22 protein-coding genes are annotated in these 24,576 nt (G+C 74.2%); 6 read left to right on the forward strand and 16 right to left on the reverse strand.

Annotation, left to right across the window (positions count from 1 at the left end; translation table 11 throughout):
- Window positions 1-80 precede the first annotated feature (80 nt).
- The 3 genes from C1N71_RS09535 to C1N71_RS09545 form a co-directional block, all read right to left on the reverse strand.
- Window positions 81-1,412 carry a M16 family metallopeptidase gene (locus C1N71_RS09535; RefSeq protein ID WP_137756176.1) on the reverse strand — a complete coding sequence of 444 codons (1,332 nt, stop codon included), beginning with the start codon at window positions 1,410-1,412 and terminating at the stop codon, window positions 81-83.
- Between the two features lie 57 nt (window positions 1,413-1,469).
- Window positions 1,470-2,375 carry a ribokinase gene (locus tag C1N71_RS09540; RefSeq protein ID WP_137756177.1) on the reverse strand — a complete coding sequence of 302 codons (906 nt, stop codon included), beginning with the start codon at window positions 2,373-2,375 and terminating at the stop codon, window positions 1,470-1,472.
- Window positions 2,376-2,736: 361 nt separating this feature from the next.
- Window positions 2,737-4,983: a polyribonucleotide nucleotidyltransferase gene (locus tag C1N71_RS09545; protein WP_137756178.1), complete on the reverse strand. Its 2,247-nt coding sequence runs from the start codon at window positions 4,981-4,983 to the stop codon at window positions 2,737-2,739.
- A 239-nt stretch (window positions 4,984-5,222) separates the two neighbouring features.
- Between C1N71_RS09545 and C1N71_RS09550 the strand changes: the two genes are divergently transcribed.
- A complete protein-coding gene (locus tag C1N71_RS09550) occupies window positions 5,223-6,248 on the forward strand; it encodes a hypothetical protein (RefSeq protein WP_137756179.1) in 1,026 nt (341 codons plus the stop codon).
- Between the two features lie 76 nt (window positions 6,249-6,324).
- Here C1N71_RS09550 and rpsO read toward each other — a convergent pair whose 3' ends face one another.
- From rpsO to C1N71_RS09565, 3 genes are all read right to left on the reverse strand, one after another.
- The gene (rpsO, locus tag C1N71_RS09555) at window positions 6,325-6,594 is read right to left on the reverse strand and encodes a 30S ribosomal protein S15 (RefSeq protein WP_137756180.1); all 270 of its coding nucleotides are present in this window, start codon (window positions 6,592-6,594) and stop codon (window positions 6,325-6,327) included.
- A 137-nt stretch (window positions 6,595-6,731) separates the two neighbouring features.
- Window positions 6,732-8,273 (reverse strand): PrsW family intramembrane metalloprotease, encoded by a 1,542-nt coding sequence (locus C1N71_RS09560; RefSeq protein ID WP_137756181.1) that lies wholly within the window; start codon window positions 8,271-8,273, stop codon window positions 6,732-6,734.
- 85 nt (window positions 8,274-8,358) lie between these two features.
- Entirely contained in the window at window positions 8,359-9,870 is a 1,512-nt protein-coding gene (locus tag C1N71_RS09565; RefSeq protein WP_441297047.1) for an aspartate ammonia-lyase, read from the reverse strand.
- A 104-nt stretch (window positions 9,871-9,974) separates the two neighbouring features.
- Here C1N71_RS09565 and C1N71_RS09570 point away from each other — a divergent pair, with 104 nt between their 5' ends.
- A complete protein-coding gene (locus C1N71_RS09570; RefSeq protein WP_137756182.1) occupies window positions 9,975-11,402 on the forward strand; it encodes a hypothetical protein in 1,428 nt (475 codons plus the stop codon).
- Between the two features lie 370 nt (window positions 11,403-11,772).
- Here the strand turns inward: C1N71_RS09570 and C1N71_RS09575 are convergent, their stop codons facing one another.
- Together C1N71_RS09575 and C1N71_RS15000 are read right to left on the reverse strand one after the other, a co-directional pair.
- Window positions 11,773-12,327: a hypothetical protein gene (locus C1N71_RS09575; RefSeq protein WP_175414173.1), complete on the reverse strand. Its 555-nt coding sequence runs from the start codon at window positions 12,325-12,327 to the stop codon at window positions 11,773-11,775.
- On the reverse strand, window positions 12,324-12,830 hold the full coding sequence (locus C1N71_RS15000; RefSeq protein ID WP_175414174.1) for a hypothetical protein: 507 nt from the start codon (window positions 12,828-12,830) through the stop codon (window positions 12,324-12,326). The genes C1N71_RS09575 and C1N71_RS15000 overlap by 4 nt, the downstream gene beginning before the upstream one ends.
- An 84-nt stretch (window positions 12,831-12,914) precedes the next feature.
- Here C1N71_RS15000 and C1N71_RS09580 point away from each other — a divergent pair, with 84 nt between their 5' ends.
- Window positions 12,915-14,222 carry a M20/M25/M40 family metallo-hydrolase gene (locus C1N71_RS09580; protein ID WP_175414175.1) on the forward strand — a complete coding sequence of 436 codons (1,308 nt, stop codon included), beginning with the start codon at window positions 12,915-12,917 and terminating at the stop codon, window positions 14,220-14,222.
- A gap of 9 nt (window positions 14,223-14,231) precedes the next feature.
- Here C1N71_RS09580 and deoC read toward each other — a convergent pair whose 3' ends face one another.
- Genes deoC through truB form a run of 5 tightly spaced genes read right to left on the reverse strand, consistent with a single transcriptional unit; the run spans window position 14,232 to window position 17,583 of the window.
- Window positions 14,232-14,891 carry a deoxyribose-phosphate aldolase gene (gene deoC / locus C1N71_RS09585; protein ID WP_137756185.1) on the reverse strand — a complete coding sequence of 220 codons (660 nt, stop codon included), beginning with the start codon at window positions 14,889-14,891 and terminating at the stop codon, window positions 14,232-14,234.
- Window positions 14,888-15,838 carry a bifunctional riboflavin kinase/FAD synthetase gene (locus tag C1N71_RS09590; protein ID WP_137756186.1) on the reverse strand — a complete coding sequence of 317 codons (951 nt, stop codon included), beginning with the start codon at window positions 15,836-15,838 and terminating at the stop codon, window positions 14,888-14,890. Before C1N71_RS09590 ends, deoC begins: the two co-directional genes overlap by 4 nt.
- Window positions 15,835-16,251, reverse strand: a complete 417-nt coding sequence (locus C1N71_RS09595) for a hypothetical protein (protein WP_137756187.1) — start codon at window positions 16,249-16,251, stop codon at window positions 15,835-15,837. Before C1N71_RS09595 ends, C1N71_RS09590 begins: the two co-directional genes overlap by 4 nt.
- A gap of 52 nt (window positions 16,252-16,303) precedes the next feature.
- A complete protein-coding gene (locus C1N71_RS09600) occupies window positions 16,304-16,672 on the reverse strand; it encodes a hypothetical protein (RefSeq protein ID WP_137756188.1) in 369 nt (122 codons plus the stop codon).
- The gene (gene truB / locus C1N71_RS09605) at window positions 16,669-17,583 is read right to left on the reverse strand and encodes a tRNA pseudouridine(55) synthase TruB (RefSeq protein WP_137756189.1); all 915 of its coding nucleotides are present in this window, start codon (window positions 17,581-17,583) and stop codon (window positions 16,669-16,671) included. Before truB ends, C1N71_RS09600 begins: the two co-directional genes overlap by 4 nt.
- Before the next feature lie 31 nt (window positions 17,584-17,614).
- On the opposite strand from truB, the gene C1N71_RS09610 reads away from it, so the two are divergent.
- Entirely contained in the window at window positions 17,615-18,592 is a 978-nt protein-coding gene (locus C1N71_RS09610; protein WP_137756190.1) for a ketopantoate reductase family protein, read from the forward strand.
- A gap of 9 nt (window positions 18,593-18,601) precedes the next feature.
- Here C1N71_RS09610 and C1N71_RS09615 read toward each other — a convergent pair whose 3' ends face one another.
- Genes C1N71_RS09615 through C1N71_RS09625 form a run of 3 tightly spaced genes read right to left on the reverse strand, consistent with a single transcriptional unit; the run spans window position 18,602 to window position 21,439 of the window.
- Window positions 18,602-19,414, reverse strand: coding sequence for an alpha/beta hydrolase (locus C1N71_RS09615; protein WP_137756191.1), 813 nt, complete (start codon window positions 19,412-19,414; stop codon window positions 18,602-18,604).
- Window positions 19,415-19,417: 3 nt separating this feature from the next.
- Complete coding sequence (locus C1N71_RS09620; protein WP_137756192.1) at window positions 19,418-20,119, reverse strand: uridine kinase; 702 nt, start codon at window positions 20,117-20,119, stop codon at window positions 19,418-19,420.
- A gap of 9 nt (window positions 20,120-20,128) precedes the next feature.
- Window positions 20,129-21,439: a DUF418 domain-containing protein gene (locus tag C1N71_RS09625; RefSeq protein ID WP_254677970.1), complete on the reverse strand. Its 1,311-nt coding sequence runs from the start codon at window positions 21,437-21,439 to the stop codon at window positions 20,129-20,131.
- An 87-nt stretch (window positions 21,440-21,526) separates the two neighbouring features.
- Between C1N71_RS09625 and C1N71_RS09630 the strand changes: the two genes are divergently transcribed.
- Complete coding sequence (locus C1N71_RS09630; RefSeq protein WP_137756194.1) at window positions 21,527-22,399, forward strand: A/G-specific adenine glycosylase; 873 nt, start codon at window positions 21,527-21,529, stop codon at window positions 22,397-22,399.
- A 699-nt stretch (window positions 22,400-23,098) separates the two neighbouring features.
- On the forward strand, window positions 23,099-24,511 hold the full coding sequence (locus tag C1N71_RS09635; RefSeq protein ID WP_137756195.1) for an RNB domain-containing ribonuclease: 1,413 nt from the start codon (window positions 23,099-23,101) through the stop codon (window positions 24,509-24,511).
- Window positions 24,512-24,576 lie beyond the last annotated feature (65 nt).

Here is a 24,576-nt window from a genome sequence, read left to right on the forward strand (position 1 = left end):
TCGCGCGGCGTCGCGCGATGGGCCCGACACACCCTACCCGCGCCGCCCGAGCGACTCGCCCACGGTGACGTCGGATGCGGTCAGGCGAGCCCTGCGAAGACGTCGGCGCGCACGGGGCCGACGGCGGCGATCGAGCGACGACCGCCCGCGACCTCGGCGGCGATCGCGCGCACGTCGTCGCCCGTGACCCGGTCGACGGCGGCGAGCACGGCGTCGAGGTCCGAGAACTCCCCCATCGTGAGCTCGGCGCGGCCGAGGCGCGACATGCGCGAGTCGGAGTCCTCGAGCGCCAGGGCGCTCGCGCCCGCGATCTGCCCCTTCGCACGCACGAGCTCCTCCTCGCTCACGCCGTCGCTCGCGAGGCGGTCGAGCTCGCCGAGCATGATGCGCGCGACCTCGCCCGCCTTCGCGGGCGTGCAGCCGGCGTACATGCCGAACGAGCCGGCGTCGGAGTAGAGCGACGAGTACGAGTAGACCGAGTATGCGAGGCCGCGACGCTCGCGCACCTCCTGGAAGAGGCGCGACGACATGCCGGCGCCGAGCAGGGTGTTCATGACCGACAGGTGGGCGCGGCGACGGTCGGCGGCGAGCAGGCCCGGCATGCCGATCATGAGGTTCACCTGCTCGAGGGGTCGCTCGATCGCCTCGATCGCGCCGCCTGCGATCGCGGCGGGATCCGTCGCGCGGCGCGCGTGCGGCGCCGAGGGCGCGTCGTCCCAGCCGCTGTCGGCCAGGGCGCGCTCCACGAGCCCGACGAGCGCGTCGTGGTCGACGGCGCCGGCGACGGTCACGACGAGGTCGCGAGCACGGTAGTGCTCGCGGTAGTGCGCGGCGACGTCGTCGCGGGAGACGGCGCGGATGGTCTCCTTCGTGCCGCCGATGGGACGGCCCAGCGGATGCTCGCCGTAGACGAGGCGCGCGAGCAGCTCGCCGGCGACGTCGCCCGGGTCGTCGTCCGCCATCGCGAGCTCCTCGAGGATGACGCCGCGCTCGCTCTCGAACTCGTCCGCGTCGAGCAGCGAGGACGTGACCATGTCGGTGAGCACCTCGACGGCCATCGGCAGGTCGCGGTCGCGCACCTTGGCGTAGTAGCAGGTGTGCTCCTTCGCCGTGAGCGCGTTGTGCTCGCCGCCGACGGCGTCGAACGCGACGGCGATGTCGAACGCGGATCGGCGCTGCGTGCCCTTGAACAGCAGGTGCTCGAGGAAGTGCGTCGAGCCGTACGTGATGGGCTGCTCGTCGCGGGAGCCGACCGGCACCCAGAAGCCGACCGTGACGCTCGAGGCGCCGGGGACGTGCTCGCTGAGCACCCGCAGGCCCGTGGGCAGCACCGTGCGCCGGACGAGCGCGCCGCCCGACGCGGCGATCGTGGTGTCCGGGGACTCGAGCGGCAGCGGCACGGGGGCAGACATGCCTGCCAGCCTACGTCGGCGACGGGCGCCCACCGGACGTCGTCCGCCCTCCGCGGATCAGGCGCCGGCCAGGAACGCGTCGACCTCCGCGCCGGACGGGATGGACGCCGTGGCGCCGACGCGCGTGACCGAGATCGCCGCCGCCGCCATCGCACGGCGCGCGGCGTCGTCGAGGCTCGCGCCGTCCGCGAGCGCGGCCGCCAGGAAGCCCGAGAACGTGTCGCCCGCGGCGGTCGAGTCGACGGCGTCGACGACGTGCCCTGCGAGGGTGCGCGCGCCCGCGCCGTCCACGAGCACGGCGCCCGCCTTGCCGAGGGTGACGATCGCGGCCTCGACGCCGCGCTCGAGGAACCACTGCGCCGCGCGCTCGGCGCTCGCCGCATCCGTCACCTCGACGCCCGTGAGCAGCGCCGCCTCGTGCTCGTTGGGCTTCACGAGGCTCACGTGCCGCCAGATCGACTCGGGCAGCGGCGCAGCCGGCGCGGGATCGAGGACGACGCGGATGCCGCGGGCGTGCGCCGCCTCGGCGGCGGCGACGACGACCTCCTGCTCGACCTCGAGCTGCAGCAGCAGCACGGACGCCTCGGTCGCGGCGAGCGCCTCGCGAGCCTGCGCGACCGCGAGGCGGGCGTTGGCGAGCGGCACGACCACGATGGAGTTGTCGCCGCCGGCGACGCGGATGTGGGCGATGCCCGTGCCGCCGTCCACGACCCGCACGGCGTCCGTGTCGACGTCCGAGTCCCGCAGGCCGCCGAGGGCGACGTCCGCGAACGCATCCGATCCCACGCATCCGACCATCGCGGTCGGCGCGCCGGCGCGGGCTGCGGCGACGGCCTGGTTCGCACCCTTGCCGCCGAGGCCGGTCTCCAGCGCCGTGCCGGTGATCGTCTCCCCCGCCTGCGCCATGCGATCCGCGACGACCGTCACGTCCACGTTGATGCTGCCGACCACGATGACGCTCATGCGCTCGAGCCTACGGCGCACGTCGCGAGGAGCGGCACGCGCACGGCGGGGCACGAAGCGATGCTCGGAGCACCTTCGAGTGCATGTCGCACGCTTGCCCGCTCTCAGCGTCACGTCGTGCACGGTCGCGAGGTCGCCGGGCCGCAGCATCATCCCTGCGTCTCTTCGCATGCTCGCGCGCGCGGGGACCGCATCCCACCGCCCCACAGGGACCGAGGGTCTCGTGACGGCTCCTCGCTGCGCTCGGGGCCTCCTCGACCAGCTGGTGGTGGACGCCTCCCGCGTCGATGACGGACCCGCCGCCCGGGCACGACGATGGGGACGCACCCGCAGGTGCGCCCCCATCGTGGTCAGGCTCGGGCTACTCCGCGGCGGGAGCGGCCTCGGCCGGCGCCTCGGCGGCGTCCGAGTCGTCGCCGACGAGCTCGAGCGAGAGCTTGCCCCGGTCGTCGACCTTCGTGATCGTGACCTGCAGCTTCTGGCCGACCGAGAGGACGTCCTCCACGGCCTCGATGCGCTTGCCGTCGTTCAGCGGGCGCATCGCGGTGACGTGCAGCAGGCCGTCGCGTCCCGGCAGCAGCGAGACGAACGCGCCGAACGACGCGATCTTCACGACCGTGCCGAGGTAGCGCTCGCCGACCTCGGGGTTCGTCGGGTTCGCGATCGCGTTGATCGCGGCCCGAGCAGCCTCGGCCGAGGGTCCATCGACGGCGCCGATGTAGACGGTGCCGTTGTCCTCGATCGAGATCTGGGCGCCCGTGTCGTCCTGGATCTGGTTGATGACCTTGCCCTTGGGGCCGATGACCTCGCCGATCTTGTCGACCGGGATGTTCACGCTGATGACGCGCGGCGCCGTCGGCGCCATCTCGTCGGGCTCGTCGATCGCCTGGTTCAGGACGTCGAGGATCTTCGTGCGCGCCTCCTTCGCCTGCGTCAGCGCGCCGGCGAGGACCGAGGCGGGGATGCCGTCGAGCTTCGTGTCGAGCTGGATCGCCGTGACGAACTCGGGCGTGCCCGCGACCTTGAAGTCCATGTCGCCCAGGGCGTCCTCGGCGCCGAGGATGTCGGTGAGCGCCGCGTAGCGGGTCTCGCCGTCGACGACGTCGGAGATGAGGCCCATCGCGATGCCCGCGACGGGTGCGCGCAGCGGCACGCCCGCGTTGAGCAGCGAGAGCGTCGAGGCGCACACCGAGCCCATCGAGGTCGAGCCGTTCGACCCGAGGGCCTCGGAGACCTGGCGGATGGCGTACGGGAACTCCTCGCGGCTCGGCAGCACGGGCACGAGCGCCCGCTCGGCGAGCGCTCCGTGACCGATCTCGCGACGCTTCGGGCTGCCGACGCGGCCCGTCTCGCCCGTCGAGTACGGCGGGAAGTTGTAGTTGTGCATGTAGCGCTTCGACGTCACCGGGCTCAGCGAGTCGATCTGCTGCTCGAGCTTCAGCATGTTCAGCGTCGTGACGCCCATGATCTGGGTCTCGCCGCGCTGGAAGATGGCGGAGCCGTGCACGCGCGGGATGACCGCGACCTCGGCGTCGAGCGCGCGGATGTCCGCGAGCCCACGGCCGTCGATGCGGACGCCCTCGGTGAGGACGCGACCGCGCATGGCCTTCTTCGACACGGCCTTGTAGGCGGCCGAGACCTGCGGGGCGATCGACGGGTCGAGCTCGCCCGCCTCGATCTTCGCGTTGACCTGCTCCTTGACGCGCTCCTTGAGGGCGTCGTCGGCGTCCTGCCGCTCGATCTTGTCGGCGATCTGGTAGACCGCGGCGACGTCCGCCTCGGCGATCGCGGCGACGGCCTCGAGCGCCTCGGGCGAGTAGGGCGGGAACAGCGGGTACTCGCGCGTCGGCTTGGCGGCGGTCTTCGCGACCTCCTGCTGCGCCTCGACGAGCTGCTTGATGAAGGGCTTCGACGCCTCGAGACCCTCGGCCACGACCTCCTCGGTGGGCGCCTGCTGGCCGCCCTGGATGAGGTGCCACGACTCGTCGGTCGCCTCGGCCTCGACCATCATGATCGCGACGTCGCCGTCGTCGGTCACGCGGCCGGCGACGACCATGTTGAACACGGCCTGCTCGAGCTGCGAGTGCTTCGGGAACGCGACCCACTGGCCGTCGATGAGCGCGACGCGCACGCCGCCGATCGGGCCGGAGAACGGCAGGCCCGAGAGCTGCGTCGACATGGAGGCCGCGTTGATCGCCAGCACGTCGTAGAGCTCGTCGGGCTCGATCGCGAGCACCGTGATGACGACCTGCACCTCGTTGCGGAGGCCCTCGACGAAGGTCGGGCGCAGCGGGCGGTCGATGAGACGGCACGTGAGGATCGCGTCGGTCGAGGGGCGGCCCTCGCGACGGAAGAACGAGCCGGGGATGCGGCCCGCGGCGTACATCCGCTCCTCGACGTCGATCGTGAGCGGGAAGAAGTCGAAGTTGTCCTTCGGGTGCTTGCTGACGCTCGTCGCGCTCAGCAGCATCGTCTCGCCGTCGATGTACGCGGCGGCCGAGCCCTGCGCCTGCTGGGCGAGGCGGCCGGTCTCGAAGCGGATGGTGCGGGTGCCGAAGCGGCCATTGTCGATGACCGTCTCGGCGAACGTGATCTCAGGACCTTCCAAGGTCTCTCTCCTCCTGTGCCCGATCCGCGGGCACGACAGACAGTCCGTGCGCGACGGCGTCCGTCGGAGTGGTCATCAGTGGTGGAGGTCGAGACGATGCGGCCTCGGCATCCGCCACCAACGACCAGCCTTCGGGTCGCGACGACGCACGGCGGCCGCAGTCCTGCGGCCATCCCGAGCCTAGCAGCCAGGCCTCTCCCCACGCCGTGATCCCAGGCGTCGTGGCCGAGGATCGTCGCATGGCTGCGCCACGACCGCTCGACCTCTCCCCGCTCGCCCGGCGCCCCACGCGCGCGCACGCGACGGAGCACCGACGACTGCTGCGGCAGGCGGCGCGGCGCACGCGGACGCCGATGCGGCTCGTCGCCCTCGTCGTCGTCGGCGCGATCGCGCTCGCCGTCACGGCCGTGCCCGTCGTCGCCGTGGCGCTGGCCCTCACGACCGACGATGCCGAGCGCCGCACGAGCGCGACGACGGTCGCCGTCGTCGTCGGCGTCGTCCTGCTCGCGATCGTCGTGGTCGCGGCGGCGCGTCTCCGCGCGCCTGCCGGGCCTGCGCTCGTGGCCCTCGCCGAGGCGAACGACCTGACGCTCGAGCCCGTCCGGCTGCGCGACGTCGCCGACTCGGGCACCTGGGTCGCGCCGGTGCGGCAGCACGACGACGACGTGCTGCGCGACGCCGACGGCGTGCGGTGGGGACGGACGACGATCGTCGCCGGCGACGGCTCCGCCCTGCGTTCGCGGACCACGGTCGCCGTCGCCTTCGTCGCGGTGCCGCTCGGCGGCGACGTGCCGCACATGCTCCTCGCCGATCGCCGAGCCGGCGCCGCACCGTCCATCGCGCCGGACGCGATCGGCGCGCTCGAGCTCGTCCCCGCGACGCTGCAGCCGTGGCGCGTGTGGACGACCGAGCCGGACGCCGCCTCGGCCGCCACGATCGTCGACGCCGAGCTGCTCGCGGCGCTCGAGCGATGGGCACCCGGCCTCGACGTCGAGCTCGTCGACGGCACCGCGTTCCTCACGCGAGTGGTCGACGTGCGCTGGCGGCCCGACGGTGCCGCCTGGCACGCGCTCGTCGATGGGATCCGCATCGGACTCGCGCCCGTGCTGCGGGCAGCCGCCGCGCGAGCGCGTCGGCGTGAGGGATGGGCGCCGCAGGCGCACGATCCGCTCGCGCGGTCCCTCGTCGTGCGGCTGGCGGCTCGTGCACGGACCGCGGCCTGGCGCGACGCGGTCGTCGAGGTCGTCGGGACCGCGGGCTCGTGACCCCGCCCCGGACGCGACGAGGCCCCGCATCCTCGACGGATGCGGGGCCTCGCGCAGATACGTCCTGCTCTGGTCGCTAGCGACGCAGGCCGAGACGCTCGATCAGCGAGCGGTAGCGCGCGATGTCGATGTCCTGGAGGTATCCCAGGAGACGACGGCGCTGGCCGACGAGGAGCAGCAGGCCACGACGCGAGTGGTGGTCGTGCTTGTGCTCCTTGAGGTGCTCGGTCAGGTCCTTGATGCGGCGCGAGAGGATCGCGACCTGCACCTCGGGGCTGCCCGTGTCACCCTCGTGGGTGGCGTACTCGGCGATGATCGCCTGCTTGACCTCAGAGTTCAGGCTCATGCGGTCTCCTCTCTCCTGTCGCAGCGCGGCGCCCTGCGCGGGATGCGCGAGCTCTCTGGTTCCGCGGCCGATCGACGGCAACCTGTCGAGTGTAGCAGCGATGCGGATGCGCAGGCGGCGCGAGGCGAGCCGGGCGATCACCAGCCCTGCTGGCCGCCCGGCTGCTGCGGCGGCTGGGCTGGCGGACGCTGCGCCCCCGGCGCAGCAGCGCCCGGCTGCGCGGGCGACGACCCCCCGACCGCCATGGCGTACTGCCAGCCCTGCTGCCACGGCTGCGCCTGCGCGCCCGGCGCCGGCGCGAAGCGCTGCGTCTGCGGCGTCGAGCCCTGCATGGGCTCCGGCAGCCGCTGTCCGGCCCCGACCTGCACGGCGGCGCCGCTGCCGACGGTCGCCATGTACGAGCGCAGCGCCGAGACGTCGCCGAGCAGGCGCGCCTCGTCGGCGACGGGCCGCAGCTTCTCGCGGCCGATGATCGCGCGCTGCCGGTTCGCCGCGAGCCGCGTCGCGATGCGGATGTACGCCTGCATGGCCTTGCCGATGCCCTTCCGCCTCGCCCACTGGGTGAGGCTCAGTCGGCCGTCCGAGGACGAGAGCAGTCGCGCCTCCTCGTGGCTGAACCATCCCGCCTGGGCGTACTCGTCGAGGCGCAGGCGCGTGAGTCGCGCCTCGAAGCGGCGCAGCATGACGACGAGCAGCAGCGCGCCGATGCAGATCGGCACCTGCACGAGGCCGTAGTAGATGAAGAAGCCGAGCATGCCGGCGGGCACCCAGAAGGAGGCGCTGTTCCACAGCGCGTGCAGGAACATCGACACGCCGAGGCCCACGGGCAGCGCCACGAGGATCCACAGGCGCGAGGATCGTCGCGCCGCGAACCCGAGTGCGAGCCCGACGCCCACCGCCGTGAAGATCACGTGCGCGAGCGGGCTCATGATGCCGCGGAGGAAGAAGATGAACGACGCGTCGCCCGCCTCGGACAGCTCGCGGCCGAAGTAGAGGATGTTCTCGGTGAAGGCGAAGCCCGCCGCCGAGAAGCCGGCGATGACGAAGCCGTCGATGGGGCCGTCGAAGTGGCGGCGCACGAAGAGGAACATGACGACGACCGGGATCGCCTTCCACAGCTCCTCGGTGAAGGGCGCCTGGATGACGGGGCCGTAGAACTGGTAGACCGCGTCGGCCGTGGAGTAGCCGCCGAGCTCGACGAGGTCGCGGAGCGCGGGGAACGCCGGCGCCAGGATGCCGTAGATCGCGTCCGCGAGCACGGGGGTCGAGAGGATGGGGAAGGCGAACAGCGGCTGCAGCACGAGCTCGTTGAGCGCGAGCGTGAGCAGCACCGCCATCGTGCCGCCCCACAGGACCGACAGCCACAGCGCGATGCGCGGCTCGGGTTCCCAGCGGTCGAGGCCGAGGAGCGCCCAGACGACGAAGCCGAGCGGGAAGAGGCCGAGGAAGCCCGCGATCGGCACGGCGGCGCCGAGCCCGAAGACGACGGCGAGCATGAGCAGCGTGACGACGCTCATGATCGCGAGCGCCGCGACGCCGACGATGCCGAGCACGAGCCCCGTCGCCGGCGGCTTCGACAGCGCCGGCATCGGCGGGATCTGCTGCTGGGGCGCACCCTGCTGCACGGGGGGCTGGTACCCCGGCTGCTGCGGGGTCTGCGGCGGCTGCGCGAGCGTCATGCGGCCATGCTAGGGCGAACTCCCCGCTGGTTGGCCGGGAGTCCGGCGCGCGTCGCGCTCGTGCGTCGACGCGTGCCGGACGGCGTCACGAGCGGTCGTGCTCGGCGAGCATCTCCGGCGTGATGATCGGCATCGCCTGCGTGGCCGGATGCAGTCCCGACAGCCGCGCAGGCTCGAGGAGCTTCGTGACGCGCTCGCGCTCCATGAGGCCCGCCTCCACGACGAGGTCCGCGATCGACTTGTGCGACGTGAGCGCCTCGTGCGCGAGCGACGCCGACGCCGTGTAGCCGATGTACGGCGTGAGCGCGGTGACGACGCCGACCGACGAGCCGACCATGGCGTCGAGCCGCTCGCGGTTCGGCTGGATGCCGTCGATGCAGTTGACGCGCAGCGTGAGGCACGCCTGCGTCATCCAGTGGAGGCTCTGCAGGATCGAGTGGGCGATGACGGGCTCGAAGGCGTTGAGCTGCAGCTGCCCGCCCTCGGAGGCGGCCGTGACGGTGGCGTCGGATCCGATGACGGCGAAGGCGACCTGGTTCACGACCTCGGGGATGACGGGGTTCACCTTGCCGGGCATGATCGACGATCCCGCCTGCTTGGGCGGCAGCAGGATCTCGCCGAAGCCGGCCTGCGGCCCCGACGAGAGCAGGCGCAGGTCGTTGCAGATCTTCGAGAGCTTCACGGCGCAGCGCTTGAGGGCGCCCGAGACGCTCATGAAGACGCCCGTGTCGCTCGTGGCCTCGATGAGGTCGGCGGCCGTCACGATCGGCAGGCCCGTGAGCTCCGCGAGGTGGCGGCCGGCTGCCTCCGCGTACCGCGGGTCGGCCGTGATGCCCGTGCCGATAGCCGTCGCGCCGAGGTTGACCTCGGAGAGGAGGCGGATGGTCTCCTCGAGGCGGTCGTGATCCTCCTGCAGCGTGACGGCGAAGCCCCGGAACTCCTGGCCGAGCGTCATGGGCACCGCATCCTGCAGCTGCGTGCGACCGACCTTCAGGACGTCCTGGAACTCGACGCCCTTCGCGTCGAAGGCCGCGATGAGCAGCCGCAGCTCGGCGAGCATGCGGCGCAGCGTGAATGCCATCGCGACCTTGATCGACGTCGGGTACGTGTCGTTCGTCGACTGCGAGCGGTTGACGTCGTCGATGGGGTGCAGGTGCTGGTAGTCGCCCTTCGCGTGGCCCATCTCGACGAGGCACGCGTTGGCGATGACCTCGTTCGTGTTCATGTTCGTCGACGTGCCCGCGCCGCCCTGGATGACGCCGACCTTGAACTGGTCGTGCAGCTCGCCCGCGCGGATGCGGCGGCAGACGTGCTCGATGAGGTCGGCCTTCTCGGGGTCGAGCGCGCCGATCTCGCGGTTCGCGCGCGCGGCGGCCTGCTTCACGACGGCGAGCGCGTCGACGAGGTCGGAGTAGACCGAGATCGAGCGACCGGTGATCGGGAAGTTCTCGAGCGCCCGCTCGGTGTGGATGCCCCAGTAGGCGTCGATCGGCACGGCCTTCTCGCCCAGCGAGTCGCGCTCCATGCGCACGGGTCCGTCGACGACGTGCTCCCCCATCGGAGCGGGGTCGAGCTTGTATGCGGGCGTGTCGGTCATCGGCTCCAGCGTTCCTCGAGGTCGGCTCCGCGAGCGCTCCGTCGCGCCCGCTGGACGCAGCCGAGCCTACCGTCGCGCCGTGCCCCGCCTCGTATGCTCGCTGCATGCCGCGCCCTCCCGCACCGCGCTCGCAGCGCGCTCGACGCGCGACCGACGGCGGTGCGGCGCGCGAGGTGCTCGGCGGCCTCGGCCGGTTCGCCGGCGACCTCGGAGCGTCCATGCGCCGCGTCGCCGCACGCGGCCTCCCCGAGGTGCTCGCGATCGAGCTCGCCGCGCGCATCGTCGGCACGCTGCTCGTCGCCGTCGCGGGCGCCGTCGGTGCGACGAGCGCCGTCGGCGGCCTCGCGCTCACGGCCGTGACGGCGCTCGTGCGCATGGTGGCGATGCTGCTGCAGGTGCTCGTCCTCGTGCGGGCCATGCGGTCGACGCCGCCACCGCCCGAGGGGTCGGCGCGCGTGCGCTCGGCGCTGTCGGGCCTGTCCGCATCCGTCCTCCCCGCGTTCGTGCTGCTGACCGCGTGGGGCCTCTTCGCCGACGATCTGCGCGAGTACTCGCTCACGGCGCTCGGCGCCATCGACTGGTTCGAGGAGGGCGCGGGCGTCGGCGCCGTGCTCGACGTGCCGGTGGACGTGCTGACCATCTCGCTGCTCGTCGGATGCCTCGTGCTGCGCGGTGTGCTGCGCCGGTTCGAGCGGCGCGGCCTCGGCCGCGGCGTCTCGGCCGCCGCCGTCGTGCTCGAGGGCCTGTGGACCTTCCTCGCGGTGTCGATCCTCGGACGCCTGCTCGGCATGGCCGGCGAGTGGTTCGCGACGACGCGGCTCGCGAGCGCCGTCGACGCGGCGCGGGCCGCGATCGACGGCGTCGTCGGCGGGTGGCTGCTCGCCGCGTGGGAGGCCGCCGGCGAGCTGTGGCACGTCGTCTCGCTGCCGCTCGTCTGGCTCACGCTCGTCGGCATCGTCCTGCTGGGCGCTCGCCCGGAGCTCGCGCCCGAGCCCGCGGACCCGCCGCGGCCCGCCCGCTGGTGGACGCGGCTCGTGGACGCGCTGCCGTCGCCGCTCGACGACGCGCTCGAGGAGCTCACCGACGACCTCCACGACCGATGGGTGCCCGTCGTCGCCACGCTGCGCCAGGTCTGGGGCGCCGGCCTCGTGCCGCTCGCGGCAGCGGCGCTCGCCTGGTACGTCGTGCAGGCGGCGTCCGGATGGCTGACCGTCGCGCTCGCGCACGCGCTCGGCACGCAGGCCGTACCGCTCGCCGAGGCGGTCGCGAACGTCGGCATCGCGCTGGGCGACGCGATCACGACGATCCTCGGCCTGCTCGTCGCCGTCGCTGCGCTCGACGCCCTGCGGCTCGGCGCGCAGCGACGGCCCCGCGAGCGCGCATCCGTCCCGCCGCGGCCTCCTGCTGCTCAGAGGGACAGCGGCACGCCGAGCCAGACCATCTCGCCGCCGACGAGCAGCCGCGCGTCCTCGACCGCGCCCGCAGGCACCACGAAGCCGACGGGCCCGGCGAGCGAGCCCTCCTCGGCGTAGCACGTCGTCACCTCGCTGGCACCGGCGTCCTGCGCCCACGTCGCCCGCTGCCCGTCGACCGTCGCCTCGAGGCGGAACGTGCACCATCGCGCCACGTCGTCCGCGTCGTCGAGCGTCACGTCGACGACCACGACCTGCCCTCCCTCGGGCGCGTCGGCGTAGCCCGCCGCGTCGGAGTCGGGAGCGACGAGGCGCGCCTCGCCGACCGAGACGACGAGCCCGCCGACGTCGTGCGGCGCACCCTGCTGCCCCGTCTGCACCAGGACCGGCTCGGTCTCCATCCACGTCTCGACCCGCTCGTGCGCGACGAGCCAGGCGAGCGCGATGGCGAGCGGGCCGATGGCGACGGCCGCGACGAGCCTCGAGCGCCTCATCGTGCCAGCGCCTCCACCGCGACGACGTCGACGATCGCGCCGTCGACGTCCCAGCGCACCACGACCTGGGGCTGGAGGTCGCCCGCAGCGTCGAAGCCGGGCGCGACGAGCAGGTCGACCGGCGCACCCCCGACGACGAGGTCGCGGTCCACCTCGAAGACGAGATCGCCCCGCACGGGGATGCCGGGCGCCGGATGGCTCTCCTGCCAGGCCGTCGGCCCCTTGGTCGACGCGTCGTACACGCGCCCGTCGAGCACGAGGTCGCGATCGAGCAGGTCGACGTCCTCCCTGGACGCGATCGTCACGTCGAGCACGACGAACGCGCCCGTCGTCTCGCGGCGCTCGCCGTCGACCTCGATCGAGGAGGCGAGCTCGGCGCCGTGGACCTCGACGGTCAGGGGTCCTGAGCTCGCGCTGCCGCTCCCGAGCCCGGGGAACGGCGAGGAGCGCAGCGTGGCGCCGGGCGTGATCGCGTCGACGCCGACCGCGAGCGCGGCCAGCGCGACGACCACGATCGCGGTCCATGCGCGTCGCGCGACCACGCGGCTCACGGCATCGCCACGGTCGCGACGACGCGCTCGTCGTACATGTTGGAGCCGAGCCCGAACGCCGTCTCGTCGCGCGGCGTCCACGTGGCGTCGACGAGCTCCACGCGCACCCGGCCGTCGGCGGCGCGCTCGGGCTCGTACAGGATCGTGAAGACGTCCTCGACGCCGGGCTGCGCGGCCGACGCCGCGACGTCCCCGACCGTCGTGTGCCCGAAGCGCGCGAGCTCGCCCTGGTCGTCGACGAGCGTCAGGAGGTCGTCGATCTGCAGCGAGACGGGCAGATGGCTCTCGACGGCCAGCGTCACCGCGATGCCGCCCTCCTCGCCGGGCTCGATGCCCAGCACGACGACGTCCGCCCGGGACGTCGAGAGCGGCTCGCCGAGCCCGATCTCGGGCACCGGCGCGTCGTCGCGCGCGCCCAGCGCCCCCGTCGCGACGAGCGCGATCGCGACGACGCCGGCTGCCGCCACCGCGACGAGCGCGCGGACGAGGCGAGGATGCTGCACGCCCAGCAGGGTATCCCGCGCGCTCGCGCGATGGCTGCGGTCGACTCGCGTCGCGCTCGGGTCCCATCGCTAGCATCGCGAGCGATGGCCACCGAATCCCCCGCCGACCGCCTCGCGCGCGTGCTGCGCGTGCCGACCGCCGCGACGGACGGCGTGCCCGACGCCGCCGGCCTGCGCACGCTGCGCGACCTGCTCGTCGAGCTCTACCCCGGCGCGTTCGCGGCGCTCGAGGTCGAGCTCGTGGCCGAGCACACGATCCTCGCGCGCTGGCCGGGCGCCTCGCGCGACGAGCCGGCGCTGCTCATGGCGCACCAGGACGTCGTGCCGCCCGGCGACGGCTGGACGCACGGCCCGTTCGACGGCGCGATCGTCGACGGCGTCGTGTGGGGACGCGGCGCCATCGACGACAAGGGATCGCTCGTCGGCATCCTCGAGGCGATCGAGGCGCTCGTCGGCGAGGGCTTCGCGCCCGCGCGTGACGTGTGGCTCGTGCTCGGCCACGACGAGGAGACGCTCGGAGGCGGTGCGCGCGCCGCGGTCGAGGCGCTCGCGACCCGCGGCGTGGCGTTCGCCTTCGCGCTCGACGAGGGCGGAGCGGTCGTCGACCCGCCGGTGCCCGGCGTCGCCGTGCCCGCGGCGATGGTCGGCACGAGCGAGCGCGGCGTCGCGATGCTGCGCCTCGCCGTCGACGAGCACGGCGGGCACGCGTCGACGCCGCCGCGCATGCCGGCGACGGCGATCCTCGCACGCGCCGTCGTGCGCGCATCCCGTGCCCGATTCCCCGAGCGCCTCACCCCCACGACGGTGCGGATGCTGCGCACGCTCGGCGCCCACGCGCGCGAGCCGTACCGTGCGCTGCTGACGCGCGCGGACGTCCTCTCCCCCGTGCTGCGACGCATCATGGCGGCGAACCCCGAGACGCGCGCGACGATCACGACGACCGCCAGCGTCACCCGGCTGCGGGCCGGCACCGCGGCGAACGCGATCGCGGAGCGCGCGGAGGCGACCGTCAACGTGCGGCTCGCGCAGGGCACGAGCATCGCCGACGTCGTGCGCATCCTGCGCCGCGCCATCCGCGACGAGCGCGTCGCCATCGACGTCGTGCACGGCCACGAGGCGTCGCCGACGTCGCCCACCGACGGACGCGGCTGGGATGCGATCGTCGCCGCCACCGCCCGCGAGCACCCTGGTGCGGTGCTCTCGCCCTACGTCATGCTCGGCGCGTCGGACGGGCGCCATGCGCATCGCGTCACCGACCGGGTGTACCGGTTCACGCCGTTCGTGCTCACGAGCGAGCTGCGCGCGTGCCTGCACGCGCGCGACGAGCGCATCCCGGTCGAGGCGTTCGAGCGGGGCGTCCGGTGGTACCGGCGGCTGCTCGAGGCGTGCTGACGACCGACGTCAGTAGCCGGAGGTCGTCGGCGCGCCCTCGACGATCGCGCGCGTCGACGAGAGCCCGAGGCGCGAGGCGCCGGCGCGGACCATGGCCTCGGCGGCCTCGCGCGTGCGGATGCCGCCGGACGCCTTCACGCCCAGTCGGTCGCCGACGGTCCTGCGCATGAGCGCGACGGCGTGCTCGCTCGCGCCGCCGGCGGGGTGGAAGCCCGTCGACGTCTTCACGAAGTCGGCCCCCGCAGCCTCGGCCGCCCGGCAGACGGCGACGATCTGGTCGTCGTCGAGCGCCGCCGACTCGATGATCACCTTGAGCACGACGCCCTCAGCAGCCTCGCGCACGGCGCGCACGTCGGCCTCCACGGCGTCGAAGCGGCCGTCGATCGCGGCGCCGACGTCGATGACCATGTCCAGCTCGTCGGCGCCCTGCGAGGCGGCGAGGCGCGCCTCGGCGGCCTTGACGTCCGAGTGGTGCCGTCCGCTGGGGAAGCCGACGACGACCGCGGTCCTCAGGCCCTCGGGCACCTCGACGGGCAGCACGTTCGGCGACAGGCAGACGCTGTAGGCGCCGAGCTCCGCCGCCTCGGCGATCGTGGCGGCGACGTCGGCGGCGGTGGCCTCGGGCTTCAGCAGCGTGTGGTCGACGATGCTCGCGAGCGAGTCGGTCATGGCGTGTCCTCCTCGGGCGCATCCGCGCGCCCCTCGGGTGTGCCCAGGATCTCGCGCACGCGCTCGACGTCGGCGTGCATCTGGGCGATGAGCGGCTCGATCCCGTCGAAGCGCCACATGTCGCGCACGTGGTCGACGAGCTCGAGCTCGATGGGTCGGTGGTACAGGTCGAGGTCGACGTCGAGCAGGTACGCCTCGACCGTCGTGCGCACGCCGTCGAACGTGGGGTTGTCGCCGATCGACACCGCCGCGGGGAAGCGCCCGGCGTCGACGGTCGCCCACGCGGCGTACACGCCGTGCGCCGGCACGAACCCCTCCAAGTCGGGGCCGAGGTTGGCGGTCGGGAAGCCGAGCTCGCGACCGCGCTGGAAGCCGCGCACGACCGTGCCGCGCAGCCGCGGGTTCCGTCCGAGCAGCGACGCGGCGTGCGGGATGTCGCCCGCCTCGAGGGCACGACGGATCTCCGTCGACGACACGCGCGTGCCGCCGTCGTCGACGACGTCGTCGACGACGAGCACCTCGACGCCGCGCGCCGCCGCGAGCCGCGTCAGCAGCGCCGGATCGCCGGCGCCGCCGCGGCCGTAGCGGAAGTCGCTGCCGACGACGACGAAGCGGGCGCCGAGCCCGTCGAGCAGCACGCGCTCGACGAACTCCGACGGATCCATCGCCGCGGTCTCGGCGTCGAAGGGGATCGTGACGACCTCGCAGCCGAGCGCCTCGAGCGCCTCGCGCTGCTGCGCGGGCGACAAGATGAGGCGCGGCGCGCGCTCGGGCCGCAGCGTGGCGAGCGGATGGCGGTCGAAGGTGACGACGACGGGCGCGAGCCCGCGCCGCTCGGCCATGCGCAGCGCCCCCTCGAGCAGCTCGCGATGGCCGCGGTGCACGCCGTCGAACTTGCCGATCGTGACGGCCGACGGGCGCGCGACGAGATCGTCGATCCAGCTCACGCCGCGACGCTCCGAGCGGCGTCGGCCCGCGCCGTGCGACGGATCCACCACAGGCCGACGATGGGCAGGACCGCCGGGATGAAGAGGTAGCCCATGCCGTACCAGCTCCACACGCTCGCGTGGCCGAAGAGCTCCGGGTGCGTGAGCGAGAGCGTGCCGACGACGAGGACGCCGAGCAGCTCGAAGCCGATCGTGGCGACGGCGACGCGCGTCCACGCCTCGCCCCGCATCGCGAGCGCGATCGTCGCGACCACGTAGACGACGGCGGCGACGGCGCTCAACGAGTACGCGAGCGGCGCCTCGTCGAAGCGGCTGAGGATCTGGTACGCGGAGCGCCCCGTCGCGGCGAGCGCGAGCACCGCGTAGACCGCGATGAGCACGCGGCCGAAGCCGGATCGACGCGAGGAGGGCACCGGACGATCCTACGCCCGAGCCCGCGCCCTGGCGGACGGACGAGGGTCGCTCCTAGACGACCTGCACGAACCAGATCTGATGCATCCGGTAGACCATGACGGCGACGGCGAGGAGCCCTACGCCGACGACGAGCACGCCCCAGCGGCCCTTCTCGGCGAACGCCCATAGGGTCGCGGCGGGAGGGATGAGCAGGGCCGAGACGAGGTACACCCAGTACTCGAGGAGGTCACCGGTCGGGCCGGCTCCGACGATGGGCGCGACGATCGACGCGACGACCTGCACGACGAGGCTCAGCATCGTGAGCGCCGCGGCTGCCAGCACGAGGTCGTTCATGCGCACCCTGACGATGCCCGCGACCGCGACGGCCGCGCCGAGCACCGCGATGACCGCCGCCTGCACGATCATGAGCCAGTCGATCACGCCCGCTCCTCCCCCTCGCCGGGTCGCGCGGCCGGCGCCTGCTCGGCGGCGGCGACGCCCAGGTTCGCGACGGCGTGCAGCCGACCGCCCTCGCCGCGCGCGACGCCGACGAGCTCGCCGTCGTGCACGGCGGCGACGATGCCCTCGGCATCCGTGCGGGGGCGTCGGCCGTTCGCGAGCAGCCGCGCGTCGTCGTCGTCGAGCGTCACGACGGGCAGGACCCGCGAGGCGACGTCGACGGGGCGCAGCAGGCCTGCGGGCACGATCGCGTCGGCGGCGACGGCATCCTCGAGCCCGAACGGTCCGACCCTCGTGCGCCGCAGGGCCGTGAGGTGACCCCCGACGCCGAGCGCGGCGCCGAGGTCTCGGGCGAGGGCGCGGACGTACGTGCCCGACGAGCAGTCGACGACGGCGTCGACCGCGGCGAGCGCGCCGGGTCGCAGCGCACCGAGGTCGAAGCGCGAGACCGTGACGGGACGAGCCTTGAGGGCCACGTCCTCCCCTGCTCGCACGCGGGCGTACGAGCGCTTGCCGTCGACCTTGATGGCCGAGACGGCGCTCGGCACCTGCTCGATGTCGCCCGTGAGCGGCCCGACGGCGGCCGCGACCGCCTCCTGCGTCAGGCCAGACGCATCCGTCGTCTCGACCACGTCGCCCTCGGCGTCGTCGGTGATCGTCGTCGCGCCGAGCGCGATCGTCGCCTCGTACGTCTTGTCGAGGCCCACGAGGAACGTCAGCAGCCGTGTCGCGGGGCCGACGCCCAGCACCAGCAGGCCCGTCGCCATGGGGTCGAGCGTGCCGGCGTGGCCGACCTTGCGCGTGCCGAGCTGACGCCTGGCCATGGCGACGATGGTGTGGCTCGTGACGCCAGCGGGCTTGTCGACGAGCAGCACGCCGTTCGGAGCAGTCATCGTCCATCGAGCGTAGCCGTAGCCTGAGGGGGTGCGGATCGCGGTGCTCGGGGCTGGGGCGATCGGCGGATGCCTCGCCGCGCGGCTCGACTCGGTCGGCCACGAGGTGACGGTCGTCGCCCGCTCGTCGGCGCCCGTGCTGCGGGAGCGCGGCGTCCGGTTGGAGGGCGCCTTCGGCGACCATCTGGCGCATCCGCAGGTCGTGGATGCGCTCTCGACGGCGCCCGATGCCGCGATCCTCGCGACGAAGACGATCGACGCCGCGGCCGCGCTCTCGCCCTCGACGGCGGCGCTGAGAGACGTGCCGACGATCGCCGTGCAGAACGGGCTCGACGCGCACGGGCGCGTCGCGCGCATCCTCGGGCACGCGCGCGTCGCCGCGGGACTCGGGACCTGGGCGGCGAACGCGCTCGAGCCCGGCGTCGTGCGCGTGACGGCGAGCGGCGAGACGGTCGTGGGCGGCCCGGAGGCCGAGCGGTTCGCGGCGCTGCTCGACGGAGCGCTGCCGCACGTGCGTCGCGCGGCGAGCATCGAGGGCGCGCAGTGGGCGAAGCTCTGCGTCAACGCCGCGAACGCCGTGCCGGCCGCGGCGGGGCTGTCGATGCAGGAGGTCGGCGCATCGCCGGCGTTGCTGCGCGTCACCGCGGCGGCGATGCACGAGGCGGCCGCGGTCGCGCTCGCGACGGGCGTCGAGATCGAGCGCGTCGGCGCCGTCGGGCCTGAGACGATCGGCACGCTCGCAGCGTCGATCGACGACGCCGGCGCGGTGGCGGCTGCGATGATCGCGGGCTTCGGCGACGTGCCGAACCTCGGCTCGACGCAGCAGAGCATCCGCAAGGGGCAGCCGACGGAGGTCGACGACCTCGCCGGGGCCATCGCGCGCGAGGCGACGCGCCTCGGCCTCGCGGCGCCGGTCAACGCGGCCCTCGTGACGCTCGTGCACGAGGTCGAGCGCACGGGCGCCTTCGTCGCGCCCGAGCGGATCGCCGCCCTCGCGCCGCTGCCCTGACGGCGCGCGTCAGCCAGCGAGCGCGTCGACGATCGCGGCGGCGATCTCGGCGTGGGCCTCGCCTGCGGGCACGGTGGCCTCGTCGTCGCCCGGCTGCGCGCCGTAGTCGCCGAACTCCGCGTGGTTCACGCCGGGCAGCTCGACGAGCAGGGCGTCGTCCGGCAGCAGGTCGCGCGCCTCGAGCCACGCATCCCGGTTCAGCACGCCGTCGCGGGAGCCGGTGACCGACAGCGCCACGAGGTCGTCGCGAACCGACAGGTCCGTGCCCGAGCAGTACGACGCGAGCAGCACGAGCCCGACGACCTCCTCATCCTCGGCGTACGAGCACGCGCGCACGCCGCCCATGCTGTGCCCCGCGACCGACCACGACTCGACCTGGGGTGCGACGCTCGTGAGCTCGGACAGCGGTCGCTGCTCGAGGATCGCGAGGTTGAGCGGCGACCGCACGAGCACGACCGTCGCACCGGCTGCCGCGACGTCGGCGAACGTCGCCACGTAGGCGTGCGGGTCCACGCGGGCGCCCGCGAGCACGACGATGCCCTGCCCCGCGAGGCTCGTCGCCGCCTCGTCGGTGGGCCGCAGCACCACGAGGTCGTCGACGTCGGCCACCGTCAGCCGCGGATCGTCCGCGACGGCCGCGAGCCCGTCGGGGTCTGCCTGGTAGGGCGTGAGCGCCCACCAGAGCCCGCCGCCGACGCCCAGCACGACCACGCCGACGAGCACGAGCGCCGCGATGCGGAGGATGCGGACGGCTCGGCGCCGCCTGCGCCGGGGCCGCCCATCGGCGGACGGCGAGGCGTCGGCGCGGTCGTCGGCCGGCATCGGTCAGCAGCGATCCTGGAAGACCTGCCGCGGCGCGCGCCAGTCGGTGGTGTCGATCACCATGTCGGCGGCGCGCACGGGATCCGCGAGCCGCTCGTAGTGCTCGTGGGCGAGTCGGTAGCGGTCGTGCGAGGGATCGGTGACGAGCGGATGCGCCCCGTCGCGGCGCTGCAGGCGCGCGCCGCGCTCGGCATCCGACGCCTCGAGGCGCACGACGACGTGCCACCGCCCCTTGAACGCGGGACGGAGCAGGAAGACGCCGTCGACGACCAGCACGGCGTCGGGCCCAGCGGTCTTCCAGTCCATCTCGACGCTCTGATCCGTCTCGAGGTCGAAGGCGCGCGTCATGAATCCGGTCGAGCCGCCCATCCGGAAGGGCTGCAGCAGCACCCGGTCGACGAGCTCGAGGTCGAAGGCGTCCTCGTAGTAGCCCTTCCACGAGTCGCGGCCCTGCCGGTATCGGCGCTCGCGCGGCTGGTGGAAGTCGTCGAGGCTCGCTCGGAACGACTGCACGCCCGCGCGGGCGAACGCCACGTGCAGTGCGTCGGCGAAGTGCGTCTTGCCGACGCCGTCGCGGCCGTCGACCGCGACGATGCGGCGACCGCGCGGGCTGCGGGCCACGACGACGCGTGCGACCTCCGTGTACAGCGCCTTCTGCTCGGGCGTCCACGACGCCGCCTGCATGAGGAGCTGCTGGTCTGCCATGCAGCCAGGCTAGCCGCGCGCGTCCGCGGCGGCACCGGCGCTCGCCGCGGGCGCAGCGCCCGCCGCCACCGGGGTGGGCCGCGCTCTCGCGTCCGCGGGATAGGCGAGGCGCCGCAGCAGCGTCTCGGCGGGCCCCGGCCGACCCGCCCGCTCGAGGGCGACGGCGACCGCGACCGTCACGAGCCACACGCCGACGGCGTACAGCGCCCCCTGCCACTCGGTGAGCACGCCGCCGATGCCGAGGCCCCACGCGGACAGCACGGGGGCGAAGAGCACCGACTGCACGAGGTAGCTCGTCATCGAGCGCTTGCCGACCGCGGTGAGCGAGCGACCGACGACGCCGAGCGGCCGCCGAGCCATGCGCGCCGCGACGAGCGCGAAGACCGCGGCGTAGCCGACGCCGGCGGGCAGGCCCGTCGCGACGTGCATGAGCGAGAACGTCCACGACGGCAGCGCGTCGAAGGATCCGAGGTGCTCTGCGAGCGCGAGCAGTCCGCCGGCCCAGCCGATCGCGACGCCGGCGACGGCGACGCGCGTCAGGAGCGTGCGGTGCCGCTCGGGCTCCTCGAGGATGCCGTGGCGGGCGGCGAGGATCGCGAGCAGGATCGCGATCGGCACGACGAGGCCGAGGACGCCCTGCGTCGGCGCGACGATCGCCCACATCCCCAGCCGCGCGAGGATCGAGGCGGTGTAGGAGTCGATGCCCGCGATCGACGGGATCGCCGCGTCGTCGCCCTCGACGTCGATGCCGAGCGCCCCCGCGAGGACGCCCATGACGGCGGTCGCGGCCGCGCCGAGGACGAGGAGCGCACCGAGGATCCACGCCCAGACCACGATCGTGCGGTCGCGGCGCTCGAGGAAGATCCAGCCGACGAGCAGGCCGACGAGGCCGTACGCGCCGATGATGTCGCCCACCCACAGCAGCGCGGCGTGCACGGCGCCGAACGCGAGCATCCACCAGTGCCGGCGCCGCAGCAGGCGGCGTGCCTCGCGCGACGTCGCGCCGGCGGCGAGCTGCCGGCGGTACAGCTGCCAGATGCCGTAGCCGAAGAGGAACGCGAAGAGCGGGTACGAGCGGCCGTCGACCGCGACGATCGCGATCGCCTGCCACGCATGGTCCCCGAGCGAGCCGTCGACGTGGTGCATCGACGTGAGCGCCGTCTCGCGCCCGAAGAGGTGCCACGGCATGTTCGCGAGGGCGATGAGCAGCAGCATGAGGCCGCGTGCGAGGTCGGGCGCGATGGCGCGCACCCGCGCCCGTCCCTGCGCGGTGGCGGTCGGGCGGTCGTCGGGGCCGGTGGCGGCTGGTGAGGTCGTCACGGCATCGACGCTAGGGATGCTCGTCCGCGCCCGCATCCACCCTTCGTCGGAGATCCGAGTGCGCATCCGTCGCCGTAGCCTGATCGGATGGACGCGGACCTCCTGCACGCGCGCCTCGCGCCTTGGTACGCCCGCCACCGCCGCGACCTGCCGTGGCGCGAGCCCGGCTTCAGCGCGTGGGGCACGCTCGTCAGCGAGATCATGCTGCAGCAGACGCAGGTCGCGCGCGTGCGCACCGCGATCGTCGAGTGGCTCGCGCGCTGGCCGACGCCGGCGGATCTCGCCGACGCGCCGACGCACGAGGTGCTGCGCGCGTGGGGATCGCTCGGCTACCCGCGCCGCGCGCTGCGCCTGCAGGACGCCGCGCGCGCGATCGTCGAGCGCCACGGCGGCGTCGTGCCGGACGACGTGGCCGCGCTGCTCGCGCTGCCCGGCATCGGCGACTACACGGCGCGCGCCGTCGCTGTCTTCCACTTCGGGCAGCGGCATCCCGTCGTCGACACGAACGTGCGCCGCGTCGTCGCGCGCGCCGTGCTCGGGCAGGGCGACGCGGGTCCCGCCGCGCGCGCCGATCTCGCTCGCGTCGAGGCGCTGCTGCCCGCCGACGACGCCGAGGCGGGCGTCGTGTCGATCGCGCTCATGGAGCTCGGTGCGCTCGTGTGCACGGCGCGCGCCCCGCGCTGCGACGACTGTCCGCTCGTGGCGGACTGCGCATGGGTCGCCGCGGGGCGGCCGCCCTACGAGGGGCGTCGTGCGCCGCGGCAGGCATCGTTCGCGGGCAGCGACCGTCAGGCGCGCGGCACGGTGCTGCGCGCGCTGCGCGGCGTCGACGTGCCGCTCTCCCGCGCCGAGCTCGAGCCGCTGTGGACGGATGCCGCGCAGCTCGATCGGGCGATCATGTCCCTCGCCGATGACGGCCTCGTGGTCGTCGAGGGCGACGCGGTGCGCCTGCCGCACTGACCCGGGGTCGAGGTGGGCGCGCCATGCGGGCGCGCGAGTGGTCCCGTCGGCGGGCACGTCGCGAGGTCTCGCGACGGCTGCAGCCTGCGGCCGCGGCCTCCTCGACCAGCTGATGGGTGCACGACGATGCGCGTGACCCTTTCGAGGCTCGCTTCGCTCGCACCTCAAGGGCCGGATCTTGGAGCCACCCCGATCAGCCGGTCGAGGAGCGCGCGAGCCGCCAGGCGAGCACGCGTCACGAGACCGCGCGACGGCACCTCCCGCCCAGCCATGCGTGCGGTCGCGCCGAGCAGGCACGTCGCGAGGTCTCGCGACGGCTGCAGCCTTCGGCTGCGGCCTCCTCGACCAGCTGGTGGGTGCAGGACGATGCGCGTGACCCTTTCGAGGCTCGCTTCGCTCGCACCTCAAGGGCCGGATCTTGGAGCCACCCCGATCAGCCGGTCGAGGAGCGCGCGAGCCGCCAGGCGAGCACGCGTCACGAGACCACGCGACCGCCGCTCCCACCCAGCCACGCGCACGGTCGCGTCGGGCAGGCACGTCACGTGGTCTCGCGACGGCTGCAGCCTGCGGCTGCGGCCTCCTCGACCAGCTGCGGGCGGCGCATCGATGGGCGGCGCCCGTTCGAGGCCCGCTGCGCTCGCACCCCGAGGGCCGGGTGTTGGCGCGACCGCCGCTCCCGCACCTGGCTAGGGTCGAGCCGTGCCCCTGCGACAGCAACGGCTCCGCGCCGACGCTCCCGAGCTCACCGCGGCGCTCGCCGCCATCCGCGCCGACCTCGGCGCCGAGGAGGCCTTCCCGGCCCCGGTCGAGGCGGAGGCGGCACGCGCCGCGCACCGCGCGCTCGAGGGCGCCGACCGCACCGACGTGCCGTTCGTCACGATCGACCCGGAGGGGTCGACCGATCTCGATCAGGCGCTCGCGATCGAGGCGGACGGCGCAGGGCACGTCGTGCGCTACGCCATCGCCGACGTGCCGGCGTTCGTGGAGCCCGGCGGCGCGGTCGACGCCGAGGCGCGCCGACGCGGGCAGACGCTCTACGCGCCCGACGCGCGCGTGCCGCTGCATCCGACGGTCCTCAGCGAGGACGCGGCGAGCCTGCTGCCCGATCGCGAGCGGCAGGCCCTCGTGTGGACGTTCGTGCTCGACGCCGACGGCGCCGTGCGCGACACGAGCCTCGAGCGCGCGCGCGTCCGCAGCCGCGAGCAGCTCTCCTACCCCGAGGCGCAGGCGCGCATCGAGGCGGGCGACACGACGCTCGGGATGCTGCGCGTCGTCGGCGAGCGACGCATCGCCCTCGAGGCCGCCCGCGACGGCGCGAGCCTCGACACGCCGGACGAGGAGGTCGTGCACGACGAGCGCGGCTGGCGCATCGAGCGTCGCGCTCCCCTGCCGGTCGAGCAGTGGAACGCGCAGATCAGCCTCATGACCGGCATGGAGGCGGCTCGGCTGCAGCTCGCGGCCGGCGAGGGGGTCCTGCGTACCATGCCGCGCCCGCCGAAGGCGGCGATCGCCGACTTCCGACGCGCGACCGAGGCCCTCGGCGTGCCCTGGCGTCCCAGCGAGCACTACGGCGCGTTCCTGCGTCGCCTCGACCGCGCCCTGCCGACCACCGTCGTGATCCTCGCCGCCGCGCGTCGCCTGTTCCGCGGCGCCGACTACCTCGTGCTCGACGGTCGCACGCCCGGCGCCGACGCCGTCGTGCAGGCCGCGATCGGTGCGCCCTACGCGCACGCGACCGCCCCGCTGCGACGCCTCGTCGACCGTGTCGTGCTGGCCCATTGCGAGGCGATCGCGAACGGTCGCGACGTGCCTGCGTGGGCGACGGCGGCGGCGCGCGACGTGCCGGAGGCCATGCGGTCGTCCGGATCGCGCGCCGCGCAGCTCGAGCGCGAGTCGCTGCAGGCCGTCGCCGCCTGGATCCTCGCCGACCGCGTGGGCGAGACCATCGACGCGCTCGTCGTCGAGCGTCGCGACGACGAGGCCGTCGTGCTGCTCGTCGACCCGCCCGTCGAGGTGCGGGTCGCGACCGCGGCCGAGCCCGCGACCCGCATCCGCGTGCGCGTGCGCGCCGCGTCGGTCGCCGACCGCTCCATCGTGCTCGACGAGGCCTGAGCGCCGACGCCGATCGACACGACGACGGGCCCGGCACGCGTCGTGCGTGCCGGGCCCGTCGGGGT

This window comes from Agrococcus sp. SGAir0287 (genome assembly GCF_005484985.1).
Taxonomy (GTDB): domain Bacteria; phylum Actinomycetota; class Actinomycetes; order Actinomycetales; family Microbacteriaceae; genus Agrococcus.

Excerpts from the sequence above, each read along its gene's own strand:
- C1N71_RS09630 (WP_137756194.1), top strand. The coding sequence starts at position 21,527 with ATGGACGCGGACCTCCTGCACGCGCGCCTCGCGCCTTGGTACGCCCGC.
- C1N71_RS09615 (WP_137756191.1), bottom strand. The coding sequence starts at position 19,414 with ATGCCGGCCGACGACCGCGCCGACGCCTCGCCGTCCGCCGATGGGCGG.
- C1N71_RS09535 (WP_137756176.1), bottom strand. The coding sequence starts at position 1,412 with ATGTCTGCCCCCGTGCCGCTGCCGCTCGAGTCCCCGGACACCACGATC.
- C1N71_RS09560 (WP_137756181.1), bottom strand. The coding sequence starts at position 8,273 with ATGACGCTCGCGCAGCCGCCGCAGACCCCGCAGCAGCCGGGGTACCAG.
- C1N71_RS09540 (WP_137756177.1), bottom strand. The coding sequence starts at position 2,375 with ATGAGCGTCATCGTGGTCGGCAGCATCAACGTGGACGTGACGGTCGTC.
- C1N71_RS09550 (WP_137756179.1), top strand. The coding sequence starts at position 5,223 with ATGGCTGCGCCACGACCGCTCGACCTCTCCCCGCTCGCCCGGCGCCCC.
- deoC (WP_137756185.1), bottom strand. The coding sequence starts at position 14,891 with ATGACCGACTCGCTCGCGAGCATCGTCGACCACACGCTGCTGAAGCCC.
- C1N71_RS09620 (WP_137756192.1), bottom strand. The coding sequence starts at position 20,119 with ATGGCAGACCAGCAGCTCCTCATGCAGGCGGCGTCGTGGACGCCCGAG.
- C1N71_RS09570 (WP_137756182.1), top strand. The coding sequence starts at position 9,975 with ATGCCGCGCCCTCCCGCACCGCGCTCGCAGCGCGCTCGACGCGCGACC.
- C1N71_RS09580 (WP_175414175.1), top strand. The coding sequence starts at position 12,915 with ATGGCCACCGAATCCCCCGCCGACCGCCTCGCGCGCGTGCTGCGCGTG.
- rpsO (WP_137756180.1), bottom strand. The coding sequence starts at position 6,594 with ATGAGCCTGAACTCTGAGGTCAAGCAGGCGATCATCGCCGAGTACGCC.
- truB (WP_137756189.1), bottom strand. The coding sequence starts at position 17,583 with ATGACTGCTCCGAACGGCGTGCTGCTCGTCGACAAGCCCGCTGGCGTC.
- C1N71_RS09565 (WP_441297047.1), bottom strand. The coding sequence starts at position 9,870 with ATGACCGACACGCCCGCATACAAGCTCGACCCCGCTCCGATGGGGGAG.